Annotated in this window: 18 protein-coding genes and 1 tRNA gene; 8 read left to right on the forward strand and 11 right to left on the reverse strand. The window is 59.2% G+C overall.

Translation table 11 applies throughout. The features are described 5' to 3' along the window. Window position 1: 1 nt before the first annotated feature. From bcsQ (M2400_RS05085) to bcsQ (M2400_RS05130), 10 genes are all read right to left on the reverse strand, one after another. Window positions 2-943 carry a cellulose biosynthesis protein BcsQ gene (gene bcsQ / locus M2400_RS05085; RefSeq protein WP_177114346.1) on the reverse strand — a complete coding sequence of 314 codons (942 nt, stop codon included), beginning with the start codon at window positions 941-943 and terminating at the stop codon, window positions 2-4. A gap of 172 nt (window positions 944-1,115) precedes the next feature. Continuing rightward, complete coding sequence (locus M2400_RS05090; RefSeq protein WP_259195211.1) at window positions 1,116-2,243, reverse strand: alginate O-acetyltransferase AlgX-related protein; 1,128 nt, start codon at window positions 2,241-2,243, stop codon at window positions 1,116-1,118. 12 nt (window positions 2,244-2,255) lie between these two features. Beyond that, window positions 2,256-3,671 (reverse strand): MBOAT family protein, encoded by a 1,416-nt coding sequence (locus M2400_RS05095; protein WP_177114350.1) that lies wholly within the window; start codon window positions 3,669-3,671, stop codon window positions 2,256-2,258. Window positions 3,672-3,688: 17 nt separating this feature from the next. Further along, window positions 3,689-4,354 carry an alginate O-acetyltransferase AlgF gene (locus tag M2400_RS05100; protein WP_177041013.1) on the reverse strand — a complete coding sequence of 222 codons (666 nt, stop codon included), beginning with the start codon at window positions 4,352-4,354 and terminating at the stop codon, window positions 3,689-3,691. Continuing rightward, window positions 4,354-5,025 carry an SGNH/GDSL hydrolase family protein gene (locus M2400_RS05105; RefSeq protein ID WP_010169025.1) on the reverse strand — a complete coding sequence of 224 codons (672 nt, stop codon included), beginning with the start codon at window positions 5,023-5,025 and terminating at the stop codon, window positions 4,354-4,356. The genes M2400_RS05100 and M2400_RS05105 overlap by 1 nt, the downstream gene beginning before the upstream one ends. A gap of 16 nt (window positions 5,026-5,041) precedes the next feature. Continuing rightward, window positions 5,042-8,893, reverse strand: coding sequence for a cellulose biosynthesis protein BcsC (locus M2400_RS05110; protein WP_259195209.1), 3,852 nt, complete (start codon window positions 8,891-8,893; stop codon window positions 5,042-5,044). Continuing rightward, on the reverse strand, window positions 8,875-10,071 hold the full coding sequence (bcsZ, locus tag M2400_RS05115) for a cellulose synthase complex periplasmic endoglucanase BcsZ (protein WP_177120386.1): 1,197 nt from the start codon (window positions 10,069-10,071) through the stop codon (window positions 8,875-8,877). The genes M2400_RS05110 and bcsZ overlap by 19 nt, the downstream gene beginning before the upstream one ends. Further along, on the reverse strand, window positions 10,068-12,326 hold the full coding sequence (gene bcsB / locus M2400_RS05120) for a cellulose biosynthesis cyclic di-GMP-binding regulatory protein BcsB (protein ID WP_177041007.1): 2,259 nt from the start codon (window positions 12,324-12,326) through the stop codon (window positions 10,068-10,070). The genes bcsZ and bcsB overlap by 4 nt, the downstream gene beginning before the upstream one ends. Continuing rightward, window positions 12,323-14,542, reverse strand: a complete 2,220-nt coding sequence (gene bcsA, locus M2400_RS05125; protein ID WP_177120384.1) for a UDP-forming cellulose synthase catalytic subunit — start codon at window positions 14,540-14,542, stop codon at window positions 12,323-12,325. Before bcsA ends, bcsB begins: the two co-directional genes overlap by 4 nt. Then, window positions 14,539-15,522, reverse strand: coding sequence for a cellulose biosynthesis protein BcsQ (bcsQ, locus tag M2400_RS05130; protein ID WP_259195368.1), 984 nt, complete (start codon window positions 15,520-15,522; stop codon window positions 14,539-14,541). The genes bcsA and bcsQ (M2400_RS05130) overlap by 4 nt, the downstream gene beginning before the upstream one ends. Before the next feature lie 690 nt (window positions 15,523-16,212). On the opposite strand from bcsQ (M2400_RS05130), the gene M2400_RS05135 reads away from it, so the two are divergent. Further along, complete coding sequence (locus M2400_RS05135) at window positions 16,213-16,449, forward strand: DUF2790 domain-containing protein (protein WP_177041004.1); 237 nt, start codon at window positions 16,213-16,215, stop codon at window positions 16,447-16,449. A gap of 140 nt (window positions 16,450-16,589) precedes the next feature. On the opposite strand, the gene M2400_RS05140 is transcribed toward M2400_RS05135, so the two are convergent. Continuing rightward, window positions 16,590-17,000 (reverse strand): hypothetical protein, encoded by a 411-nt coding sequence (locus tag M2400_RS05140; protein ID WP_259195208.1) that lies wholly within the window; start codon window positions 16,998-17,000, stop codon window positions 16,590-16,592. A gap of 285 nt (window positions 17,001-17,285) precedes the next feature. On the opposite strand from M2400_RS05140, the gene M2400_RS05145 reads away from it, so the two are divergent. The 7 genes from M2400_RS05145 (at window position 17,286) to M2400_RS05175 (ending at window position 23,418) form a co-directional block, all read left to right on the forward strand. Continuing rightward, a tRNA-Thr gene (locus M2400_RS05145) sits at window positions 17,286-17,361 on the forward strand. A 164-nt stretch (window positions 17,362-17,525) separates the two neighbouring features. After that, entirely contained in the window at window positions 17,526-18,854 is a 1,329-nt protein-coding gene (locus M2400_RS05150) for a phage integrase central domain-containing protein (RefSeq protein WP_259195207.1), read from the forward strand. 903 nt (window positions 18,855-19,757) lie between these two features. Next, window positions 19,758-20,738 (forward strand): integrase domain-containing protein, encoded by a 981-nt coding sequence (locus M2400_RS05155; RefSeq protein ID WP_259195206.1) that lies wholly within the window; start codon window positions 19,758-19,760, stop codon window positions 20,736-20,738. After that, entirely contained in the window at window positions 20,735-21,010 is a 276-nt protein-coding gene (locus M2400_RS05160) for a hypothetical protein (RefSeq protein ID WP_259195205.1), read from the forward strand. Before M2400_RS05155 ends, M2400_RS05160 begins: the two co-directional genes overlap by 4 nt. A 299-nt stretch (window positions 21,011-21,309) precedes the next feature. Next, the gene (locus M2400_RS05165) at window positions 21,310-22,377 is read left to right on the forward strand and encodes a hypothetical protein (RefSeq protein WP_259195204.1); all 1,068 of its coding nucleotides are present in this window, start codon (window positions 21,310-21,312) and stop codon (window positions 22,375-22,377) included. Further along, window positions 22,374-22,766 carry a hypothetical protein gene (locus M2400_RS05170; protein ID WP_259195203.1) on the forward strand — a complete coding sequence of 131 codons (393 nt, stop codon included), beginning with the start codon at window positions 22,374-22,376 and terminating at the stop codon, window positions 22,764-22,766. Before M2400_RS05165 ends, M2400_RS05170 begins: the two co-directional genes overlap by 4 nt. Further along, a complete protein-coding gene (locus M2400_RS05175; protein ID WP_259195202.1) occupies window positions 22,759-23,418 on the forward strand; it encodes a hypothetical protein in 660 nt (219 codons plus the stop codon). Before M2400_RS05170 ends, M2400_RS05175 begins: the two co-directional genes overlap by 8 nt. The last annotated feature ends 59 nt before the right edge of the window (window positions 23,419-23,477 follow it).

Genomic DNA, 23,477 nt, shown 5'->3' on the forward strand with positions numbered 1-23,477 from the left:
TTCAGCGGGCAATCAACAGGCGGCAAAGCTCGTTGATATCGTCACAGGCCATGCTCGCGGCTTCGTTATCCAGCGGGTCGCTGCCAAAGGCCAGGGCCTCGCTGATCGCCGAATCCCGGTGCACCACTTCCAGCAGGTTTTCACCCAGGCGCTTCTTGAACACCTCGACCATGTCGAGGCTGAAGCCGGAGGTTTCGTCGAGCTGGTTGATCACGAAATGGCAACGCAGCGCCGGCTGGCGACCAAGGTGCGGCACCAGCAACTGTTCCATCTGTTCCAGGGTGCCAAGGGAGGCGGCATCCGCCTGGGCAATCACCAGCACCACATCGGCCACGTTCAGCGCCTGATGCAGGTAGACGTTGTTGCCCGCCGGAGTGTCGATGATCACGGTGTCGTGCTCACTCAAGCCCAGGGCCGACAGATGTTGCGCCAGCCAGTCCGGCTCCTGTTTCAGCCAGCGCTGGAGGTCTTCCTGCTGACGGATATCGGTTTCGCCAAAGGTGATCACCTGGCAACCGGCAAAGCCTGAATGAAGGATCTGGCTCCAGCGCTCGTTGTGCAGGCTGGTGCGCCCGATGCCAGGCAAGGCGTGGCTCAGGCCGAAGTGATGATAGAGCGCGTTTTGCGGGTCCAGGTCCAGCGCCACTACCGGCCGCCCCAGGCGTTGCATACCGCTGCTGAGTGCCGTGGCCAGGGTGCTGCGGCCTACACCGCCGTTGACTGACACCAACGCCACCACATTCGCACGGATGCTCGGGGCTTCGCGCCGCTGCTCGTTGGCACAGGGGGAATGCGGGGAGAACGACGCGCCGCTGCCCATGTTGAGGCTGGCGCTGTCGTCGACGGGGATGTCTTCGAAGAATTGCAGCATCGAATCCATTCCCTGGACATCACTGGCAGTTGTCTTATCAAACAACTCAAAAAGATCATCGGTTCGGCTCATCGCCAACACTCCTCACGACGCATCGTAAAGACGTGAAAGGTCAGCTGTACTGATGCTTACCGCAGGTCTTTTTGTGGGCGCCTTTGTGTACGCATTCTGTGACAAAGGATCGAGAGTGTCATTATTTTGGTGTTTCTGAAGAAATCTTTAAGACGAGCGGTAAATGGTCAATTTACTGACTAATCTTTATCGAATCGTACGGCGTCTGCAAATCACGCTCCGGAATTTCCCAGATCAGCAGCTTGGGCGGCGTTTGCTTGAACGCCGGGCTGTCGAAATAAGCTTTGGCGGCGCCAGAAAATTCACCACCGTCTTTGCTGAAATTACCCACCGGTGCATTCATGGCTTTTTGCAGGAAACCCACGAAGTTCGAATTACGCGAGAACGAAGTGCCGATCAGCGCCACGTTCGGCAGCCCGGCGTCGCCAAACAAATCGTCAGGGTTGCTGGACGCCGCAGGACCATTCTCATGGGCCGTACTGGCGGCAACTTGCTCGCCCACCGGCTGCAACTTCGGCGGCAACCAGTCGAGACCGGCCAGGCGCACCAGGTCACCCGGACGCGGTGCCAGCGGCGCCTGGGTAATGTCGAAGGCCTGTTCCGGCGTGGCCTTGATACCGCGCTGCTGAATGCGTTGGGCCACGGCACGGGCGCCGGCATTCGAGCCGATTTCGCTCCAGTGGGTGTCGGTGCGCAGGAACGCTTCCGGGCCGAGGGGTTTGAGGGTCTCGGTCAAATCCAGGACTTCAACGCCCGCCGCTTGCAGCTGCGTGGTCCATTGCCGGATTCGGCCATCCAGCACTGCCGGACGATACAAGCCGCAACGTTCGGCGGCGGCAATGCGGGTTTTATCCGGCACCACCACCACTTGCAGATCAATACCGCGTTGGCCGAGCTGCTTTTGCAGGTCGATCACCGCGTCCGCCTTAGTGCGCGCATTGTCGTCGGCGTGACGGTTGAGCTTCAGTTCATCGCTGATAAACAGCCAGCCCGGACAACCCTGGCGCACCCGCGGCCCGGTGTCGCTGAACGCCAGCCAGCTGGCGCCGCGCTCCAGGTTCGCCGCTTCAATCGCCATCGGCGCCTTGGACAGTTCCTTGGCAAACCGATGGGTCACGTCGCCATGCAACAGCATGTCGCTGTCGACCTTGGGCGGCAGGAAACTCACCGGGCCCTTGACCATCAGCCAGACGCAAGACAACAGCCCCGCCGCCAGGAAAGGCACCAGCACCCAGCCCGCCAGGGGGCTGGTGCGAACGGCCAATTCACTCGGTGGGGTCGGCGCGGTAGGGGCGGGCATCGTCAGGCTTCCTTAGAACTGAAAGTACAGAAACGGTACGGCATCGCGGCTGGCAATCAGCGCGAACGACAACACAAACCCGGCCACCGGCCACAGGGACGCGGCCACCACAAACCAGGGCTGCGTACCAAAACGCTGCTCGCAGCGGGTCTGCCAGATCGGCGCGATGATGCACACCAAGCCGAGCAACACGGCCATGCCATGGGCCGGACGCATGGCCACCGCCAACGCATCACCCAGTGCAATGCCATGCATGCCGAATTGGCCGGCGTACATGGTCAGTGCCGAATGGAAGTCCGGCGCGCGGAACAGCGTCCACGCCAGGCACACAAACAGCAGCGTCAAAATGTGCGACAGTGCCAAAGGGATACGCGGCAACGTCGAGCGCGACCACGCCCGGTCGATGCACAACGCAATACCGTGGGCCGATCCCCACAACAGGTAGTTCCAGCTGTCACCGCCATGCCACAACCCGGCAATCGCCATGGTCAGGAACAGGTTGCGGTAGGTGCGCCATACGCCGTCGCGGTTACCGCCGAGGGCGATGTACAGGTAGTCCCGCAGCCAACTGGACAACGACAGATGCCAACGCCGCCAGAAGTCCTGGATGCTGCTGGCCAGGTACGGCCGGTTGAAGTTTTCCGGGAAGTGGAAGCCCAGCATCAAGCCCAGGCCGATGGCCATGGCGCTGTAGCCGGCGAAGTCGAAAAACAGTTGCAGCGAGTACGCCAGGCAGCCGATCCAGGCATCCACCAGGCTCGGGTTTTCCAGGTGGAAGGCGATGTCCACCAGCGGCGACAAGGTGTCGGCCACCAGCACTTTCATGCCCATGCCGATCATGAAGCGCCGGGCACCGAGACTGAAATTCGGCCAGTTGAAATAGCGCTGGTTCAGCTCGCGCCGTACCCAGTCATACCGAATGATCGGGCCGGCAATCGAGTGGCCGAACATCGAGATATAGGTGGCGTAATTGATGAAGCTGCGCTCCACCGGCACCGTATGCCGATGCACGTCCACCAGGTACGAGATCGCCTGCAACACAATGAACGACAACCCCGCCGGCAACGCCACGCGCTGCCACTCCAGCGGCATGGCGCCGTACCAGGTGATCACCTCGCTCACAGTGCCCGCGACGATGTTGGCGTACTTGTACCAACACAGCACGGCGGTGTTGAACACGATCAACGCGATCAACAACCGCACCCGGCCTTTGCCGTCTTCACGGGAACGGTCCACCAGCAAGCCGCCGACCCACGCCACCACGGTCAACACCATGTGCAGGAACAGGAACAGCGGGCTCAACCAGCCGTAGAACAGCCAGCTGCCGATCAACAGGATGACGTTGCGCCAGCCCGGACGGGCCAGCGCATAAATCAACAGGAAGGCCGGCAGGAACAGCGTGAGGAATTCCAGTGAGGCAAAGACCATGGTGGTGTCGGGCCCGATCAGTTAGCGAGCGTGTCGGAGGTAAACAGCAACCTCGAACCGGCAGCCGATGGCAGGGCCAGCACGCTGTAGCGCTCGCCGGCCTTGAGGGTGAAGGTCAGCGGTTGGCCGACCGGCGCATTGGCGCACTTGAGCTGCACCGACAGTTCCACCGGGTTGATCATGCGGCGCGAAATCGAACCCTCAGCGACCTTCTTGAACAGCTCGGCTTTTTGCGCCACGGCTTCCAGGCTCGCGTCGGCGCAGGCTGCGTCGGCGTTGATAAAGGCCAGCGAGGCCTTCAGCGCATTGAAGTCGTCGGGTTGTTCGTGGATCACCAACTGGCGCGTGCCGCCCTTGGCATCCGGCACGGCGACCACGGTGGCGAACTCACCCGGTGCGACGGTCACGGCCAGCTCGGAATCCTTGCCGCCCTGGCTCAATACGCCCTTGATCGGAGTCTTGCCGCCCGACACCGGCAGGTAGTCAGACACCAGCTTGTCGCCGCCCAGCACCAGGCTGGCCTTGGAACCTTGTGGCAGCAATTTCAGCTCGCCGTCGGTGCCGTTGGCCAGGCGCAGGAACGCCGAATCTTTCTCCGGGCCGGTGGGGTAAAGCGGGATGTCGGCGCTGTAGGCGCTGACGCTGGCAAGCAAGGTCGCCAGGCCCAGGGTAATCCGCTTCATTATTGCGCTCCCTTGGTCACAGCGGCCGGTGGCAACTTCGCCAGGGACTCGCCGATCGCCTTGGCCCACTTCTGGTAGCCGTCGATGGTGAAGTGCTGGCCGTCAGTGGTGATCCACTGGCCCGGCTTGGAGAAGGTCAGCGAGTCGACGTAGGTGCACGGCGCCACGTTGGTGGCGAGGAACTGGGACATCACCTTGGTGCGCGCGTCATCCTTCTTGTACTGCGAACCGACCTTGCCCCACGCCGGCCCGACCCACACGCACTTGGTGCCGGTTTCGGTGATGGCTTTGGTCAGGGAGGTCACGCTTTTCCAGGCCCAGACTTTCGGGAACTGCGGCTCCGGGTACGAAGCCATGGTGTCGGCGATGATGATCACCACCAGGTCCGGCTTGTCCTTGGCGATCAGGTCTTTGATCGGCGTGGTGCTCATGCCGTTCTTGCCGAAAATCTCGGCCTTGCCGCCGGGCAGGCGCTCGGCGCCGCACTCGACTTTCTTCGGCACGATCCAGTCGGCCGCACCGGCGCCGCACGCGCCGATGGAGTGTACCTTGGCGCCTTGAGCAGTGAGATTGTCCTGCAGCGGGTTGAGCAGCGAATCAGGAAAGCTCATGTGACTTTCGCCCAATACCAGCAGGGTCAGGCCGGCAATAGCAGAAGCGGAAACAGGCATGGATGACTCCTATCAATCAATTCGAATAAGGGGAACGGTACGGACTGACCGGCAAGGGCATAGGCCCGCTCAGGTCTTCAAACAGATAGCGCAGGTAGGCGTTGCCGACGTACTGGCGATAGTCCTGGGCGTTGTCGAGACCGACTTCGCCACCCAGGTAAAAGCGCGAGCTGAGGCGGTATTCGGCGGCAGCGTTGAAGCTGTAGCCGATGCCGGTTTTTGTATCTTGGGCATAGTTCGGATTGCCCCGGGCACGCTGAAGCTGGTCATGCCCCGGGAAATAATCGACTGCATCTTGCTCGATACGCTGGAGGCCCACCGAACTTTTTATCTGGTAGCTGAAGCGATCAAAGCTCTGCGCCCAACGCACCGGCACACCCAGGGAGTAGAAGCCCTGTGGACTGAAGTAGCCGCCCTGGCCGTAGGTGTAGTAACCCTGGTTCTCTTTGAAGCGCATGTACGAACCGCTGAGACCAAGGGTCAGGGTGTCGGTCGGGGTATTGCGCAGGTACCAGTAGATGCCGCTGCCCAGTTCCAGGCGGGTGTTGTCTTCGACATTATTGCCCAGCATCTCGTGCAACGACGCGTAGCCATACACACCGAGCTTCTGGTTGTCGTAGCTCAGGTCGCCACGCCCACCGTTGGCGGTCACGCCGCCCCATTTTTCGCCGGTGCGCTTGTCTTCGGAACCGGCAAAGGAGGTCACGCTGTCGGTGACCGGACGCCGCGAAACGTTGACGCCGTAACGGAAGTTGGAGCCCTGGGAAAACGGCCGCGAGACACTGGCGCCACCGATGATGGTGTCGTACAGGAAGCCCAGCGGGCTGACGCCGATATCGGCCTTGAGGCCTTCATCCGGGTTCTCCACGGCAACGGCGAAACCGACACCCGTGTCGCTCTGAGAGCCCGCCGGGTTGGCAGTACCACCGCCAAACCGGGTGGCGGAGTCGCTTTTCACACTGCCGGAACTCAAGTGCACCGGCGTCACACGTGCGGCGACGTTGAGGTCACCCACCGGCATCCGCACCTCGAACGGCGCCTCAACGTCAGTGATTTTGCTCAACCCGCTCTCACCATTATTGCTGCGAACGCTCAAACCCTGCACCACATAACCGGTGCGATCCCGCAGGATCGTATCCAGCGCACGACGTGCCGGGCTCAGGTTGGCGGTGTCGAGGGAAGCAATCTTCGACGGTGGCTCGAACGGCTCACTCCAGTTGTTCGACGCCGGACGCCCGGAGGCGGCTAAAGCGTTTTCCGGCACGACATTGGTCGGCGCATCAATCGGTGGCGGTACTGGACCGGCGACGGTCAGGTCAGTGACCTGGCGACGCTGGCCCGGCAAGCCGACGAAGGGGTTGTAAGGGACGCCCTGGGAACCGGCCTGGGCCAGTTGCGTCTGGCTCTTCTGGCTGTTCTCAATCGCCAGCGCCTTGCGCAGCAGCGCAGCGGCTTCGTTGTTTTTGCCCAGGCCCTGATAGATGCGCGCCGCCGAGGTGAGGATCTCCGGGTTACCCGGTTCCAGGGACAGCGCCTTTTCACTGGCGCTTTCCGCCAGGCCACGGTCACGACCTTGCAGCGCGATATCCGCCAGGCCCAATTGCAGGCGGGCGTTGTTCGGGTTCTGCTGGATCAACGGAGCGTAAAGCTCCATGGCTTTTTTGCTGTTGCCACTGGCCGCGTACATCCGCGCCAGGGCACCTACCGCCAGTGCATCGTTGGGACGCTGGGCAAGGGCCGGCGACAGCATGTCGTAGGCCGCGACCAGGTCGTTTTTCTCGCGCAAGGCGTCGGCCTGTTTGACCCGGTACAGGTAGATCAAATCGTCGTAGCGCTGGCGACCGGTTTCACTCAATGGCTGGCCCTGCACTTCGCGCAGGATGTCGCCCGCCTCGGTGTAGTGGTTGGCCTTGAGCAGCACGTTGGCGTACAGCAGCTTCTGGTCGACGGTGGGGTTCGGGTTCTTATCCACCACCTTCTGCATGATATCCAGGCCCTGCTGCGTGGCACCGACTTCCACATAAGCGGCAGCCAGAATCGCCAGGCGCTCGGGCTTCTGCCGGGTCATGGCTTCACTGCGGCCCAGCAGTGCGAGGGCTTCCGGGCGCTGGCCACGGCGGGCGGTCTCGATGGCGATGTCGGTCTGCTTGTGCAGGGCGATATCGATGCCCAGCTCGTTCATGTCGGCGGTACGTTGCCCGGCCGGGATCCGCGCCAGGGTCTCTTCGGCTTTCTTCCACTCGCTCAACTCGGCCGACAACAGCGTGCTGGTGTACAGCGCGTCCGGCTGGTTCGGTTGCTTGGCCAGCAAGCCGTCGATCAGTGCGCGGGCGTTGCGAATCTGGCCGTCGCGCAGGTAGATGCGTGCCAGGGCGAAGCGCGTCCACGGGTTTTCCGGGTCGGCATCGAGGGCTTGTTTGTAGGCGGCTTGCGCGGCTTTCAAATCACCCCGTTGCTCGGCCAGCTTGCCGACCTGGGTGGCGCGCAACGCAGTGATCTTCACACTCGGCGCAAACTTGGCGCGCTCGGCGGGCGATACCGAGTCGATCAGCTTCAAGGCTTCTTCCGGCTGCCCGGATTGGGACAGCACGTTGATCAAACCGCTCAGTGCATCCGGGTCGCCAGGATGACGGGCGAGCACTTTGCGGTAGCCGGCTTCGGCGGCTTCGAACTGATTGTCCTGGGCCTGGAAGCCGGACAGCGCCACGGCCGCGCCGGGCTGGCCAGGGTTCAGGCGTTCGGCCTGGGCCACCAGGTCACGGGCCTGGCTGGTACGACCGCCACGCTGCGCATCGCGAGCCTGGTTCAGCAGGTTCCAGTAGCGCACATCATTGAGCGCCGACTGCCACGCCGCGCCACCCGGCAAACGGGTGGCCTGTACCAGGTAGCTTTCGGCCTCGCTGAAGCGCTGCTGCTGTTGACGCAGCACGCCCATGCCGCCGAGGGCATCGACGTCGTTGGATTTTTCGCTGAGGCGCGCAGCCAGCAGCGGCTCGGCGGTTTTCAGGTCGCCGTCATCCAGCGCCTTGAATGCCTTGGTCATCTGCGGATCACGTTGCCAACCGGCGCCGCTCTTGCCCTGGGCGATGCCCTTGTTCATCAGCGCACGGATCTCGGTGTCGTCCGGGTGCACAGCGAGGAACTGCTGGAACAACGGCACCTGGTCGCTCTTCGGCGGGCCGAGCCAGATCAGCGCAAAGCGCCAGGTTTCATCGGCATTGCCGCCCACGTCGTTGTTCGGCGCCAGCTTGGCCAGCGCGCGAATGCCATCGGCCCGGGTGGCCGGGTTACGCGCCAGATGCTTGGCCAGGAACAGCGCCACAATCGGGTCATTCGGCCGCTCGCGGGACAAGCGCTGCAAGCCGGCGATGGCTTCATTCGTGCCCTTGGATGTAAAGCCCAGGGTGTTGTAATACTCGCGGGCGACCAGGCCCTGAGGCTGGCGCCCCTGGAAGATCTGGCGATACAGCGCCACCGCCTGCTCACGCTCTTCTTCAGGCTCGCCCAGCTCGCGGGCCTGCTCCAGCAACTTGGCGTTGGCCGGAATATTCAGGGTGATGTCCTGCTCCAGCAGCAAGGCCTGGCGCGGAACCGGGCTCAACGCCTGCAGGCGGGCCAGGTACTTTTGCGCTTCAGCCGGGCGCTGTTGCTGCACCGAAATCAAGCCGATGCCATACAGCGCATCCGGTTGCTCGGGGCTCAGGCGCAGCAGTTTCTGCCAGGTCTCGAGGGCGCGTTCCGGGTTCTTTTTCGACTGCCAGTAATAACCCTGCTCGATCAGCAGGCTTTGCGGGTCAGTGGTTTCGGCAAAGCTGGCGGTAGACGCCAGGGCCGCCAGAATCGCAACGGCTAGCGTGTGACGGCGCATGCTGACTCCCAGGATAATTTCACCGTGCCGTCTTGTTCGAAACGGTACTTTTGATCAGCGAAGCCCTGGCCGAACAGGCTGAGCATGTAGTCGTAGTAGATCGGCTGCGCACTGTCCGGGGCCGAAGGCGCGAGGGCTTTCGCGAGGGCGTCGTCGACCTTCTGCTTTTGCAGTTGCGCCAGGGCGGTTTCGCCCCGGGCCTGAAAGAAGGCCATGGTGGAGGCCGAGAAACCCGTCGGCGTGTAGCCGTTGTTTTTCTCGACTTCACCGGTCAGCACATGGACTTTCTCCGGAGGAAAACCGGCGACCGACGAAGCGGTCGCCCGGGAAATCCCGCCCAACGCCTTGAGCATCGGCGCGGCCAGCGGGTCGCTCTTGGCGGTCATGCCGGCCCAGAGGTACGTGCGGATCGCGTCGTAGCTGCCCAGGTCATCGGAAAACGGATCGACGATAAACAGCCCGGTGTTCGCACTGGTGGCGCGATAACCAACCCAGTTGGCCGCCAGGCCGTGGGGGTTGCTCGGTTGGTCAGCGAGCATCTTCGCGTTGCTCTCGGCCACTTCGTTCCAGCCGGCGTTCGGGCGTTCTTTTGCAAAGCGACGCAGTTGCGGCAGCACTTGATAGCTTGGGTTGAAGCGCCACAGGCCGCCCGGATGCGCATAGCCCACCGGCCCCGGCAACAGCATCTTGCCCAGGCCCGGCACACGTACGATCAGGTTGCGTTCAACGTTGGCCAGCACCAGTTGCGCGTCGCTGCGGTACTGCGGTGCATTCCACACGCGCGCCGCTTCGAGCAAGGCGTAGGCCATCCACAGATCGGCGTCGCTGGCGGAGTTGGGGTCGATCGTGCCCCACTTGCCGTCGGCGCGCTTGCCCCACAACCAGGCCGGCAGGTTCTGGCCGATGTCGGCACCTGCCATGTTGGCCTTGGTCCAGGTCCAGAGCTTGTCGAAGGTCGCCCGGTCATTGCCCACCAGGGCAAAGAACATCGCGTACGACTGCCCTTCCGAGCTGCTTTCCGTCGGCTTCATGGACGAGTTCAACACCCGGCCATCGTCCTGGATAAAGCGCTTGGCATAGTTCTGCCACAGCGGCCAATCACAGGTCTGTGCCTGGGCGGCACCGGCAAACAAGGTACTGCCGATCACGGCCAGAATCGCGCTACGCAAAGGGCTCATGCCAACCGCCGTTTTGCACGGGCACGCAGTGCCAAGTAGATCAGGCAGGTCAGCACCAGCAGACCGAGGAAGGTGATTGCCAACATCCAGCCCAGGTTCTGGGACAGCTGCCATTGCATGAATTTGAAGTAGTTCAGGTCGCCGACGTAGTACTGCTGGTCGGCGACCAGCGAGCTGATCTGCGTACCCTGCACCACCGCCAGGCTGCCCTGGATCGAGTCTTTGTAGTCGTCACCGCCAATCAGCGCCGAGGTCGCTTCAAGCAGGCCCTGAGGCTGATTGCTGGCGATCAGTACCACACTGCGCCCGGCCTTGAGCGGCGATTGGAAACCGGCGAACCAGGTGCTGTTGCTCAGGCCGCTGAAGGTGATGCCGGCGTTGGCCGGATGCTGGTTGGCGGCGGCGTCCGGGCTGATCCAGCTGCGCACATAGCGCGGCAGGTCAGACAGCAGGAAGTGGTGCTGCGGGCCGTCGCTGGTAGCCGGCAGGTACTGCTGCCATTGCTGCAACAGCGGCTGGTTGCCGCCGGTGGCGAGCACCAGCAAGTCTTTGTCGGCAACGCTTTGCACGTCCTTGGCCTGCACCACTTTGACAGCCGTGGCCGGGTAGCCGGTGGATTCGCCGAAGCGGCCCATCACGGTCAGGTAGGCGCTCAGCTCATCGGTGCCGACGTTGTCCGGCATCACTACGGCGGATTCCGAAAGGTCAGCCAGGCGAGTGAACGGGAAGCCCGAATCGTTGAACACGCCGAGGTTCGGCATCGCAATAAAGTGCTGGTAGGTGCTCAGGTCCAGGCTGGAGTCAGGGTCAATCGCGCCGCGCATGTTGTCGACGATGATGTCCCGGCATTCGCCCTCTTTGATGTAGTCGTACATGAAGCGCAGTTGCAGCTTGGACTTGGGCGAAGCCGAGCTGATCGGCAACAGGGTCGTCACTTCACGGGGCAGGGTTTCATCTTTCTTCAACTGGTCCAGCAGGCTTTGCCCGCCGCCCAGGTTGGTCACCGACGGCAACGCCACGGACTTCATGAACTGGTCGTTCAGGCCAATCAGCAAGGACGAGTTGGTAGACACCTGCTGTGGCGTGTAGCGGTATTTGACGTTGAGCGGCACGCCCTCTTCACGCCAGTTGAACAGGTCGGGCGGCAGGCGCAGGTCGACGCTGATCGGGCCCGGGTTGTAGCCGGAGACGTTGAGTTTTTTCAGCTCCACCAGCTCGCCAAGGCGTACCGGGCGATTGCTGGGCAACCAGTTCGGCGCATCGTACGGGCGGCGCGGGGCCAGGGTGTCGAGCTTGGTGATGACCACGCTGTTGCCGGTCAACACCGGGTTGCCCAGCACCACTGCGGTGGCGGCGCGCTTGAGTTCGGCGCCGTCGCGGCCGGAGACGATCAGCAGCTTGCCATTCGGGTCGTTGGGGTTGGCGATCAGGGTCAGGGTCGGCCCTTTTGGCTCGGGTACCGCCACACCGTGTACGTCCACGGCCTGGGTGCTTTGCACCAGCACGATGGCGTTGCCCTTGGCCGGGATCTCGCCGAGGGTGGTCGGGAACGTCGCACCACGGTAGCTGGCCATGCCGCCTACCCACGATGACAGTGCACCGGCGGCTTCCAGCGCGGCGTTGTCCGGCGCGGTGGCAAACACGAACGGCAGGCTGACCTGGCGCGCATCACGCTTGTCGAAGAACGGCAGCGGCAGCACCGACAGGTCGTCCTTCAAGACGATCGGCTGCACCTGCACTTTCAGCTCGCTGCTGTTGCTGATCTTGGCCCACAGGCTGCTGTGCAGCGGGTCTTCACAGGACATGGTGTAGTGACCGATAAACTGCAGGCTCAAGCGGTTGAATTCGGTGATCAGGTGCGCCGGGATCTGCACCAGCTTTTCCTGCTGGATGCCTGCGCCGTCTTTGGGCAGCGGCAGGCTGGCGGCGACTTCGTCGTTGACCAACACGTTGATCTGCGACAGGTCCGCCAGCAGCGCTGGCGAGTAGCTGTACTTGAGCAGCAGTTGCGCGCCCTTCACTACTTCATCGGCACGGATGTCGAAGTTGACGCTGTCGGACGCTTCCACGCCTTGCAGGTTCATGGTGTCGCGGCGGCCCAATTGCTTGAGGGTCAGGCTGTAACCGTCATCCGTGCTCTGCACCGCAACGGCGGGTGCAGCAGCCTGTGCCTGCGAGCCCAGGCCCAGCAGCGAAGCGATCATCAGCGCGAGCACACCGCGCGACTGCGGGCGGGCAAATATCGTGGAAGTCATGGCTTGTCCATCAGCGTATCGAGCGGTTGTGAGGGAGTGCGGCGCAGGGCCAGACGCAATTCATGCAGCGTGGCGCGGCCCAGGGTAAACAGGCCGCCGATGCCGATGGCACCGACTTCACGCAGGGCAGACAACGGTGTATCGGGCTGGCCGGCGCCCCAACTGGCGGCCCAGGTGTCGGCGCGGGAAAACGTCAGGCGTACCAGTTCGCTTTGCTGGCGCAGGGACAGTGCATCGAATTGCGCGCCAATCTGCGCGCCCTTGCTGAACACCACCCGCGCCTGGAACAGGCTGTCCTGGCCATTGCGCGACAGCACCAACTGCACCGGTTCGCCCTGGGCAATCTGGTGCCCGTCGGCGAGGATCAGGCCGAAGCCGTTTTGCGAGAAATCCTGAGTGGTGCCCTTGAGCACACGGCCGTCGGCGCAGATCACGCTGACCGGCAATTTTGCGCTGACCCGCGGCTCGGAACGCACTTGCCGCGCCTCCGAAGCCACTGCCACTGCCGCGCTGGTAATGATCAGGTTGTAGAGGGTCCAGGTCAGGTTGATTGCCACGGTGACCGCGGTGGACTCATCGCCCCAGATCAACTGATAGAGACCGAAGCCCAGCCCGACCAGGTTCACCGCCAGCAGTACCAGGTACGGCCGCGCGAGTTTCCAGTCGAAGAATTGCTTGTCGATGATCCCCCCCTTGTCGGTGACGTTGAAGCCACCGGCCTTCGGGTTGACCAACGCCACCAGCACCGGCGGCAGGATGTACCAGGCCAGCACGGTCTCGTAGACCTCGTTCCAGAACGAGTGGCGGAAGCGCCCCTGGATCCGCGAGTTGGTCAGGCTCGAATGCACCAGGTGAGGCAATACATAGGCGACGATCATCAGCGCCGAAGCGTGGAAGATCTGCGCGCCGAAAATCAGGTAGGCCAGCGGTGCGGTGAGGAACACCAGCCGCGGCAAGCCATAGAAGAAGTGCAGCATGGCGTTGGCGTAGCAGATGCGCTGGCCCCACTTCAGGCCTTTGCCCAGCAGTGGGTTGTCGGTGCGGAAAATCTGCGCCATGCCACGCGCCCAGCGAATACGCTGGTTGATATGGCGCGACAGGCTTTCAGTGGCCAGGCCCGCTGCCTGCGGGATTGCCAGGTAAGCGGTGTTGTAGCCCAGTCGGTTGAGCTTGAGCGCGGTGTGGGCGTCTTCGGTCACGGTCTCGACGGCCACGCCGCCGATTTCCAGCAACGGCTTACGGCGGATCACCGCACACGAGCCGCAGAAGAAGGTCGCGTTCCACAGGTCGTTGCCGTCCTGCACCAGGCCGTAGAACAGTTCGCCCTCGTTGGGCACGGCGCGGAAGGTGTCGAGGTTCTTTTCAAACGGGTCAGGCGAAAAGAAGAAGTGCGGCGTTTGCAGCATCGCCAGCTTCGGGTCCTTGAGGAACCAGCCGAGGCTGACCTGCAAGAAGGAACGGGTCGGCACGTGGTCGGCGTCGAACAGCGCGATGTACTCGCCGTCGGTGACCTTCAACGCTTCATTGAGGTTGCCGGCCTTGGCGTGGAAATTGTTGTCGCGGCGGATGTAGTTCACGCCGATCTTGCGGCAGAAATCGCGGAAGTCGTCGCGACGGCCATCGTCGAGTACGTGGACCCGCAGCTTGTCCTTGGGCCAGTCCATCGCCTGGGCGGCGAAGATGGTCAGTTTGACGATGCTCAACGCCTCGTTATAGGTCGGGATGAACACATCGACAGTGGGCCACTCCGACGGCTCCGTCTTGAGCCACACCGGCTCGCGACGCAGCGGCCAGGCGGTTTGCACGTAGCCGAAGATCAGCACCACCAGCGCGTACAACTCGGCGAGCACCAGGCCGTAGCCGAAGAGCATGTCCAGCCAGGTTTCAAAACCCAGGGTGGAGGTCAGGCGCCAGTACATGTAGCGCAGCGACGCCACCAGCGACAACACCACCAGCGCGAGGATCGCCATGCGCCCGGGAATCTTGCGCAGCACCAGCACCGCGAGGAAGCACACAGCCGCAAACAGGCACTGGCTGTAGAGGTCCAGCGGCGCGCTGACGATGCTCACCAGCAACAGGGTGCCGATCACGCAACTGATCACCACCAGCACTTTGCGCAGCGCATCGGGCCAGCGGTTGAAGCGCGAAATCGCGGCGTCCAGGCGCTGTTCAGTGCGCCCCGGGGTGTGGGGCGTAGAGGACGTAGTGTCGGTCATGGAAGGTCCGAATCGATGCGTTCGAGCAGCGTGCGGCACAGGGCATGAATGTCCTGGCAGCCGAGACTGTTGACGGTAGGGTCGAGGGGATCGCGGCCGTAGGCCTGGGCTTCGCTGAACGCCGGGTCACGGTGGACCGTGCCGAGCAGTGCATCGCCCAGGCGCGCCTTGAACACTTCGGCCATGTCCAGGCTGAAGCGGTGGGCGCCGTCGAGTTGGTTGATCACGTAGTAACGCTGTGGCGGCTTTGCGCGCTCAAGGTACGGCGCCAGCACACTGTCCATCTGGGCCAGGGTGCTGAATGACGAGACGTCCGCCTGCACCGCCACCAACACCACATCGGCCAGGGCCATGGCCTGATGCAGGTACACCGTGTTGCCGGCGGGCACGTCGATCACTAGCGTGTCCTGGCCATTCAAGCGCAGGCCCGCAAGATGCTTGGGCAGCCATTCGGTTTCTTCGCCCAGCCAGCGATTGAGATTTTGTTGCTGTTCGTTGTTGGTCTCACCGAACGCCACCAGCCGGCAACCGGCAAAGCCACGCTCAGCCAGGCCTTCCCACGACTCATTGCTCAAACTCGCCGCACCGATGCCGGGCAGATTCAGGCCCAGGCACAAGTGATGACGCAGGGCGTTTTGCGGGTCCAGGTCCAGCGCCAGCGCCGGGCGACCTTGACGCTGCAAGCCGCTGGCGATGGCGGCGGTCAGCGTACTGCGGCCGACGCCGCCTTTTAGCGACACCACCACAATCACCTTGGGCGACGATTGCTCCGAGTACACCTCACCGGTCGGCCCTTCCACCACTTCGGGTGGCTGCACGTGACCGGCTTCGGCCTGGGTCAACTCCTCGAGCAAACGCAGCAATGGCGCCGACGGCGGCTCATCCCGGATGACCGGAGAAGCGGCCTTGACGGGGGTGGGCACGGCGTCGAAACGCTCGACGACCACATCATCCTCAAGATAATCGTGGACGGCCTGCAACTCCCGGTAGCCATTTGGATTGGCGCCCAGCTTATTGAATAGTTTTGAAATATCGTCTGCGCGACTCACCCACGGCCCTCCCCGATTAATAGCTTTAAAGGCGATAAAAAGGTCAGCGCATAAGGCTGACCTTGGTATTTCTAGTTATGTGTTGGCAGGCGGCATTCTGTGATATCAGATTGATGGTGTCAGTATTTTGATGCTTTTCGATTAATTCTTTCCGACGAGTGGCATTGTGTCGATTTTTTGACTTATTTTTGATTTTTTTACCATTTTCTTGCAGATCAAAAGGTTGTGATGCTTTATTGGTAAAATTGCTGGCCGACTGGTCAGGAAAAACCGCTTAGCTGACAAATCAAATTACAACTAAGTGATTAACCCTCAGCGCGCCATAAAAGCGATTAAACGATTCCGCTATTAATCTGACGCTTAATATTTCGAAACAGAATACGTAAAGGCTCGCCTTATTCAAGGGAAAACCGATGGTCGTTATGCCGAAAGCATCTAAGCAAAAGGCCTGACCGACTAATCCCTCTAACGGTCGGGTTTATGTATCAAGTTGTATGCAATTCCCCTCTCAATACATGGCGAGGCAAAACGCCGGGGTGCATGACACAGGCCGGATACCTCCCGGGCGCTCAATAGGCTCCAACGAAACACATCACCTATTGAACCCCAGAGGACACCACCATGAACCGGACCACCTTCATCGCCAGCAGCCTGTTTGCCTTGCTCAACATCGCCGCCTTTTCAGCCCACGCCGAGGCCAGCCAAAAGCTGGATATTCAGCAAGTGCTGTCGACGGTGGACGATGGTGGTGCCGCGTGTGGAGTGGTGAATGCGCGGATGACTTACCTGGATTCCCATGGCCAGAAGCGCGTGTTTGAGTACATGAAATTTGCGGACTCGTGCAATGAAGGCAGCTAACACGGTGAACAGCAAACCCTGTGGCGAGGGAGCTTGCTCCCGCTGGGCTGCGAAGCAGCCCCAAAAAACAGTGGGAGCGCTGCGCACTCCAGCGGGAGCAAGCTCCCTCGCCACAAAATCTCTTCTGAAGCTAAATCGCTTTAACCGCGAATACGGTGCTCGGTGAACTCATAATCCTCCTGGCAATCGCCAGTCGGGTCCGCCGCCACACTCACGTAATGAACCGTGTCGGTGTCGACCATCTTGTAGGTGTAGATATCCGGCGTACGCACGCCATCCGTTCTCAACTCATTCTTGCCATTGACCGCAGACCAGGTGCCGTTCTCGGTTTGAATCGGCTGGGTTTGCTGCGCATCACGGAAAAAGGTGATGGTGAAGCGGCCGTCGGGCTTGAGGTTGTTGTTCCAGGACAGGAACTGGCACTTGCCGCTTTCTGCGCGCAGGCCTTTCCATTGGCCGACGAGGGCCGGGTCGTTGGCAGGCTTGTTGGCGGCGCAGCCACCGAGGGTGGCGGCCAGGAAAATGAGAGCCAGGGAGAGATTCCGTTTCACGTGGTGCTTCCTTATATGAGTGCATTCGTCTCGCGAACGCGCTCAGGATTGATCCTGATAGATGCCGATGGTTCGTTGAAGCGCCCCTTCATCCATGGGACGGCTGACGAAGAGTGGCATGTTGCCACCACCTACAGACCTTTTCCAGTGATCCAGCGCATGGGATTTGCGGGGTTTGGGTGATTGAAACGAGGCCGAGCAGAAAAAACCCAGGCGGTTGCAAAAATAGTCAGAATTCAGGGGTTTACAGAAGCTTGCCAATCGCTATAATCGTCGCCCTAACACGCCGGTATAGCTCAGTTGGTAGAGCAACTGACTTGTAATCAGTAGGTCCCGGGTTCGACTCCTGGTGCCGGCACCACATTAGGCTCCATTGCATTCCACTGAATGCTCTGGAAGCCCCGAAAACCCGCCCTTTGGCGGGTTTTTTCGTTCCAGAACCCTCCGTCGGGATCCAACAAAATCCCCCTTCCCCGAGGGTATGTTAGGGGTACTGCGATTTCCCGGTCAGGAGCGCGTACCCCTATGCCACGTCTAGCGATCCCCCTCAGCGACCTGCAATGCCGCACGGCCAAAACCCGCGAGCGCGCCTACAAACTGTTCGACGGCGGCGGCATGTACCTTTTCGTCAAACCCAATGGCGTGAAGACCTGGCGCTTGAAGTACACCAAGCCCAACGGCAAGGAAGGTACGCTCATCATCGGCAATTACCCCATCGTTACCCTTTCCGTCGCACGACGTAAGCGAGACGAAGCCAAGGCGTTGCTGCTAGACAACCTCGATCCAATGGAAGAAAAGAAGAAGGCCAAGATCGTAGCCCAGCGGGCGGCACTGCTTTTCGAAACCGTTGCTCTGGAGTGGCACGCCGACATGTCCCGTCGCTGGACCGAAGGACACGCAAAAACCGTGATGAGCCGACTGCGTACCCACGTCTTCCCGCTGATCGGCCAACGACCCATCGCTGAACTCGATACCCATGACCTGCTAGAGATCACCCAGCGCATCAAGGAACGCGGCACCATGGATGTGGCGTTAAGGGTACAGAACTACTTATCCACCATCATGCGCGGGGCCAAAAGGGCTCGGCAGATCACCATGAATCCTGCACTGGATCTGGCAGGCTCGATTCACGCGCCGCGCACAGTCCATCGCCCGGCCCTATCCCTCAATCGCCTACCCGAACTGCTACACCGTATCGACAACTACAACGGCCGCGAGTTGACGCGCCTCGCCGTCCTGTTGACGTTGCATGTATTCGTCCGCTCCAGTGAGCTGCGCTTCGCCCGATGGAGTGAGTTCGACTTCCAACGCGCCATGTGGGAAATCCCCGATACGCGCGCACCGATTGAAGGGGTACGCAACTCCACACGCGGGACCAAGATGAACGGCGACATTCAAATGGTTCCGCTATCGCCGCAGGTCATCGAAATACTGGAGCGCCTGCGTAGCCTCAGTCGCTTTTCAGAATTAGTGCTACCGGGCGACCATAAGTACTGGAAGCCCATGTCCGAGAACACGGTGAACACCATGCTCCGTAACGTCGGCTATGACACCAGCAAGGACGTGTGCGGCCACGGCTTCAGGACAATGGCCTGTAGCGCCCTGCTGGAGTCCGGGTTATGGACCGACGCAGCCATCGAAAGACAAATGAGCCACAAGGAACGCAACCGTGTGCGCGCCGCGTATATCCACAAAGCTGAATTTCTGGAGCAGCGCCGGCTGATCATGGCGTGGTGGAGCAACTACATCGACGCCAACCGCCATGGGCATGTGACGCCGCACGAATTCGCTCACCCGGTCGGCGACAACATTACCGCCCTGCAACATAGACGTGGCGCATCCAAACGTGAGTAAGCCAATGAGATCACCGCAGTCCGCCCTTCCACGCGGGCCCATCCAAGCGGGGCTGCAAAGCCGCCCTGCTTGGATGGACCTCACTTAAAAAATCTAAAGCCCACGCAACTGTCTGTGGAAAACCATAGATTTCCACCGGTGGATAATTTCATCCACAGCCGCAGAACTCCCGAAAATTCGAGCCTTGACCCAAATTGTCCACAGGCGTAGAAAAGATCGGGCAAAGCGCTGTCGTTGACAGCAACCCAGGTAGCCAGAACCTTTAAGGCTACGCCACACCGTGGTGGTTCTCCCAAAGTGCGATTAGCGTCCGGCGGCTCGCACGCTCACAGCGATGTGATGGATGCCTACTTCTACCAGAGTGCCCACTGCGGCAACTCACACCCCTTCGTAGCTGCCCTGCAGCAACCCATCCGCTTGGCCATTTCACTGCGCCAACCTGCGCCCGTCTCTTTCTCCCGGAAAGAGACGGGCGCTCCTACCGCTGCTGCAGCCCAACTCGTACAAGGCTTTGCGGCATTCCCCCTCGTGACAATCGGCGTGACAAACACCGAAGTCACCAGCAACAGCGATGCAGATGATGGTGCCGCAGCCCAGGGAATGGACTGCACCTGACTGACAGTCAGGCATGCCCCGGTCATCTCATCACTGCCTTCACCCGACTCAGGATCTCGCGGCGCTGATCTCGTCAGCCAGTGCAGCCTCCACCCGCCCACTTCTTCGGAAGTGCTCAGGAGGCCAGATCATGAGATGCCCAAGCTCTCGGTCGTAAAGAGCCGCCAGTCCCGCGTTAGTGGACAACCCTCACAGGTCGCAGGGGCCTTGATCCCTGATAACACTCAGCATTCTTGGCGGGATGACGTGGGGAAGGTTTTAAGAGTTGGCTTCGAGAGGCGTTCGATCATGGTACTGGTAGGTAAACGGGATGGGCGGAACTTTGGCTATGGGCGGCAATTGAGCTATGCCGGGCCGCAAGCGTTGCGCGATCTATTTGGCGGCGGGCATTACGGCACGGTCAAAACTCACAGTGATCGATGGCAGGCGTTTGTACGCTGGTGTCGTTCGGAGGATGGACCAGGGTTTAACGATGCGCGGCGGATTGATCGGCAGACTTTGCTGGACTACGCCGGGCACTTGCGTCAAAAAGTTGAGTTGGGTGAGCTAGCCATCGCCACAGCGCAAAACCGGTTGTCCAGCGTCAACCGGACCATGGCCGCGCTTCGCGGTGATCAATATGTGAAAGTGCCAAACCCGAGCAAGGTGTTAGGAATGCGGCGGACCACCGTTCGCACAACCGCTCCCCAAGGCCAAGATCGTGAGCAAGTTATGCGCATCGTCGAAGCGCTTCGCGAACACCAAATGCCGCGCGCGGCGGCTATCGCTCAGTTGGCGCGAGCCACCGGCATGCGCTTACGCGAGGCGATTTTGGCTGACCTACCGCGTTTAAAACGTGAGGCCGAACTCTACGGCAAGATCAACATCCAGGATGGCACCAAAGGTGGCCGTTCAGGTGCGTCAGCACCTCGCAGGATTACGGTCGATGATCATATTCGTGAAGCTCTGAGGTTTGCCGAACAGGTCTCGCCCGATGGTGGCCGCAACCTGCTGGCACCGAACGAAAGCTACCTCGATTTCTTGCAGGGGAACGTCCGCCCCGCCCGAGATATCCTCCATACGCACAACCTCAAAGGCTTCCACGAATTGCGGGCAGCCTATGCGTGCGAACGCTATGAGCAAATCACCCATCATCTCGCGCCTATCAACGGTGGCAGGTGCAGGCGCCTCGATCCACGCCTTGATCGAGAGGCACGCTTACAAATCAGCTATGAGCTCGGACACGGCCGTATCGACGTGGTATCGGCGTACGTCGGTGGTCGAACATGAGCAAGCCATTCGATATGGAGCTGTTCCTGACGGGCGTCCTGACCGGATCGCACACCACCCGTCAACGCCACCTTCGTCAGGCGAAGGCTATCCAAACAGCTATCGCTGAGCGCTGGCAACGCGACAATCCATGGACTTGGCAGAGAAAACACCTTGAGTGGTTTTTGAATCACCACCTAAACCAGCGCACTGAGTCGACGCGCTATTACTACTTGCTGACCATGCAATTACTCACTCATCGCCTAGGAAAATCCTGGCAGCTCATCCGCTAAGCGAAAGTCAGAAAACGGCCAAAAGTAGATGGTCGGGGGGGGGCTCGCAATATGAGAGTCGATTCACATGTACTCTCAGCTACGCTCTGCATATTAGCTTCAATTTCCCCCAGGCTGCGGCGAAAGTGACCTACGCTATTGACAATCGCAAGCTATCCTCGATTGGTAGACATGCTGATGGCAAAATAGTAGTGTTTTTATTTTTAACGCTATGATTAGTCTTTCAAACCTAATGTTAATGACAGTTACCCTTGAGGCCGAAAAGGGTAATTAAAATGAATGAATGAGAGAACGTTTAGATGAGTGCTATTGATTACGCTGATGGACTGAACGAGCGAAAAGTATCGTTCGCGCTGTTTCGAAATGCACTGCATCAAAATGATCTTGCAGCATCGTTAGGCTGGGAGCGAACGATTGATAAGCTCGTAGAGTATCTGAAGTCAGAAAAAACATCCGGGAAGTATGCTCAAGGCTTGGAGGATGTTTATATAGACCTCACAAATAACGGCAATAAGCTGGTGCGAGTTTATAACTTGTTAGGTGAGTATGATGAGATTGTAAAATTCTTCAAACTTAATATTCTTGAAGAAGATACTTTGTATGATGATAGGTTTCCGCTGCCTTTGGAACACGACGACCTGGTCAATGCGCCGCTTGACATAAATTGCGTAGATTTCTACGAGACTGACAGCAGGATTTGGTTTGTATTCTGCTCGAAGCAGTACGTCATAGAGAAAGAAATTCTGCCCGAAGGATCCCTCACGGACCTGGTTATCGAAGACTATGGTCGTTTTGATGAGATCTTTGGTATTCGCAAGCGCGCCGTGCAACTATTTGATGTTGTATGCATTGACAAAGAGAGTTCTATATTAGAGTTCCGGATGGATGGCTTGGACGTTCAAAGAGCCAAGGATATAGAGCGACGACTTGAGTTTTTGGAATCGAAAATTCTCAAGGCTTTTGAGAGTGACTTTGATCTTGGTGAGCTTTTTGCTGGTCCGATTAATTTGTTTCCGGCAATCCAAAAACTTTATTTAAGTCCTGATGGACGAATTGCCGAAATAGGTCACACCACCACAAGTGCTGGCGTGCACAATGGTAAAATGCGTACCAAACAACTTGATTTTCGGGATGACCGATATCATGTTGGAGGTGTTTCCAAGGTTGCGGAACTTAATCCTCATATGTTGTCCAAATGCTGGGATAGTCCTTCTGGATATGGTTATGTTCAGTTGGTTGTTCCGGGAACTGTTGCCCTGACGAGCTCAGAGAATCCGACGATTGACACAGCGCACATCCTATCGTGCGCTTCAGATTTAGACTATGATTTCGTTATGAGTAAACTACTTGAATCATTGATGCCATGAATCTTGATCATGCGTTAAGTATAATTGCTGAGGATATTAGGCCGACTGAGGATCAGCAGGCCATTTTTCGTTTGGCTGAATACATCTTTGCGCATAAGAAAGATATAAAACATCTGACCTATTCTGCAATTGCTCAGCTTGTGGATGTTAGACGACCAGAAAAGCTCTTGCGCATTGCTCAATATTTGTCTGGAGAGAGAGTTAAAATACTCGAGATGAAATTTGAGCTGATAATCGATGATTGCATTACGCCGCTTGATGATGAGACTGTTTACCACGCTGAAACAACAGGCTCACTGATCCATCCTGATACAGGTTACCCTGTCGAAAATTATAGTCACCATGTATACCCCTACTTCGTCCCTTCTTCGGAGGTCGAAAATGGGTGAAGTTGTGAATGACCCTCTTGATGGTCTTACTTTAGGACAGCTTAAGTTGTTTGCAGAGCAGTTTGGACTTTCCGGCGTTGCAGGTTCGATCAGGAGAGCGACAGCTAGTACTTATGAACAATTTACAGAAACCTTATACTCTGATCTGAATGATGTTGTTTTGAGTTTCCAGGAGAATCCGGAGCTTAGAAGGAATGATGGTGAAGATCGGCTCACTATTGAGATTGTGAATGTCCTTCGTGGCATGGGTTATAATGCCGGGCATGAAACAAAAATAGGTGGTCATACGGATCTTTCCGTTAGAGGTAAAAACAATTACCTTTGGATTGGTGAGGCAAAAATCCATTCGAGTTATGATTATCTCTTTCAAGGATTTCAGCAACTCTGCACCCGGTATGCCACAGGTGATGTGAATCAAGATAGCGGTGGATTAATAATCTACATTACCAAGAATAAAAATTCTTCCAAGGTTATAACGACGTGGAAAGAGCGTTTGAGTGGATACGGTCTTGACGGCCTGGAGATAAATTCATGCCCAAAACGTCCCGATTTTGAATTTGATTCGACGCACATGCTCGAGCGGACAGGAACACCTTTCAAGGTTAAACACATCGGTGTTAGCTTGTTTTTTGATCCGCAGGACAAGGACTGATACTTGGCTATATAACTGTGCGCTTCTGTGCTCACTAAAATTTTCGATCGTTCTACGCT

Source organism: Pseudomonas sp. BIGb0558, from assembly GCF_024807515.1.
In the GTDB taxonomy this organism is placed as follows: Bacteria; Pseudomonadota; Gammaproteobacteria; order Pseudomonadales; family Pseudomonadaceae; genus Aquipseudomonas; species Aquipseudomonas yamanorum_A.

Bases quoted from the DNA above. Each gene is read 5' to 3' on its own strand.
- M2400_RS05155 (WP_259195206.1), top strand. From the start codon at position 19,758: ATGGTACTGGTAGGTAAACGGGATGGGCGGAACTTTGGCTATGGGCGG.
- M2400_RS05095 (WP_177114350.1), bottom strand. From the start codon at position 3,671: ATGGTCTTTGCCTCACTGGAATTCCTCACGCTGTTCCTGCCGGCCTTC.
- bcsZ (WP_177120386.1), bottom strand. From the start codon at position 10,071: ATGAGCCCTTTGCGTAGCGCGATTCTGGCCGTGATCGGCAGTACCTTG.
- M2400_RS05160 (WP_259195205.1), top strand. From the start codon at position 20,735: ATGAGCAAGCCATTCGATATGGAGCTGTTCCTGACGGGCGTCCTGACC.
- M2400_RS05105 (WP_010169025.1), bottom strand. From the start codon at position 5,025: ATGCCTGTTTCCGCTTCTGCTATTGCCGGCCTGACCCTGCTGGTATTG.
- M2400_RS05135 (WP_177041004.1), top strand. From the start codon at position 16,213: ATGAACCGGACCACCTTCATCGCCAGCAGCCTGTTTGCCTTGCTCAAC.
- M2400_RS05110 (WP_259195209.1), bottom strand. From the start codon at position 8,893: ATGCGCCGTCACACGCTAGCCGTTGCGATTCTGGCGGCCCTGGCGTCT.
- M2400_RS05150 (WP_259195207.1), top strand. From the start codon at position 17,526: ATGCCACGTCTAGCGATCCCCCTCAGCGACCTGCAATGCCGCACGGCC.
- M2400_RS05100 (WP_177041013.1), bottom strand. From the start codon at position 4,354: ATGAAGCGGATTACCCTGGGCCTGGCGACCTTGCTTGCCAGCGTCAGC.
- bcsQ (WP_177114346.1), bottom strand. From the start codon at position 943: ATGAGCCGAACCGATGATCTTTTTGAGTTGTTTGATAAGACAACTGCC.
- M2400_RS05170 (WP_259195203.1), top strand. From the start codon at position 22,374: ATGAATCTTGATCATGCGTTAAGTATAATTGCTGAGGATATTAGGCCG.
- bcsA (WP_177120384.1), bottom strand. From the start codon at position 14,542: ATGACCGACACTACGTCCTCTACGCCCCACACCCCGGGGCGCACTGAA.
- bcsB (WP_177041007.1), bottom strand. From the start codon at position 12,326: ATGACTTCCACGATATTTGCCCGCCCGCAGTCGCGCGGTGTGCTCGCG.
- M2400_RS05165 (WP_259195204.1), top strand. From the start codon at position 21,310: ATGAGTGCTATTGATTACGCTGATGGACTGAACGAGCGAAAAGTATCG.
- M2400_RS05090 (WP_259195211.1), bottom strand. From the start codon at position 2,243: ATGCCCGCCCCTACCGCGCCGACCCCACCGAGTGAATTGGCCGTTCGC.
- M2400_RS05175 (WP_259195202.1), top strand. From the start codon at position 22,759: ATGGGTGAAGTTGTGAATGACCCTCTTGATGGTCTTACTTTAGGACAG.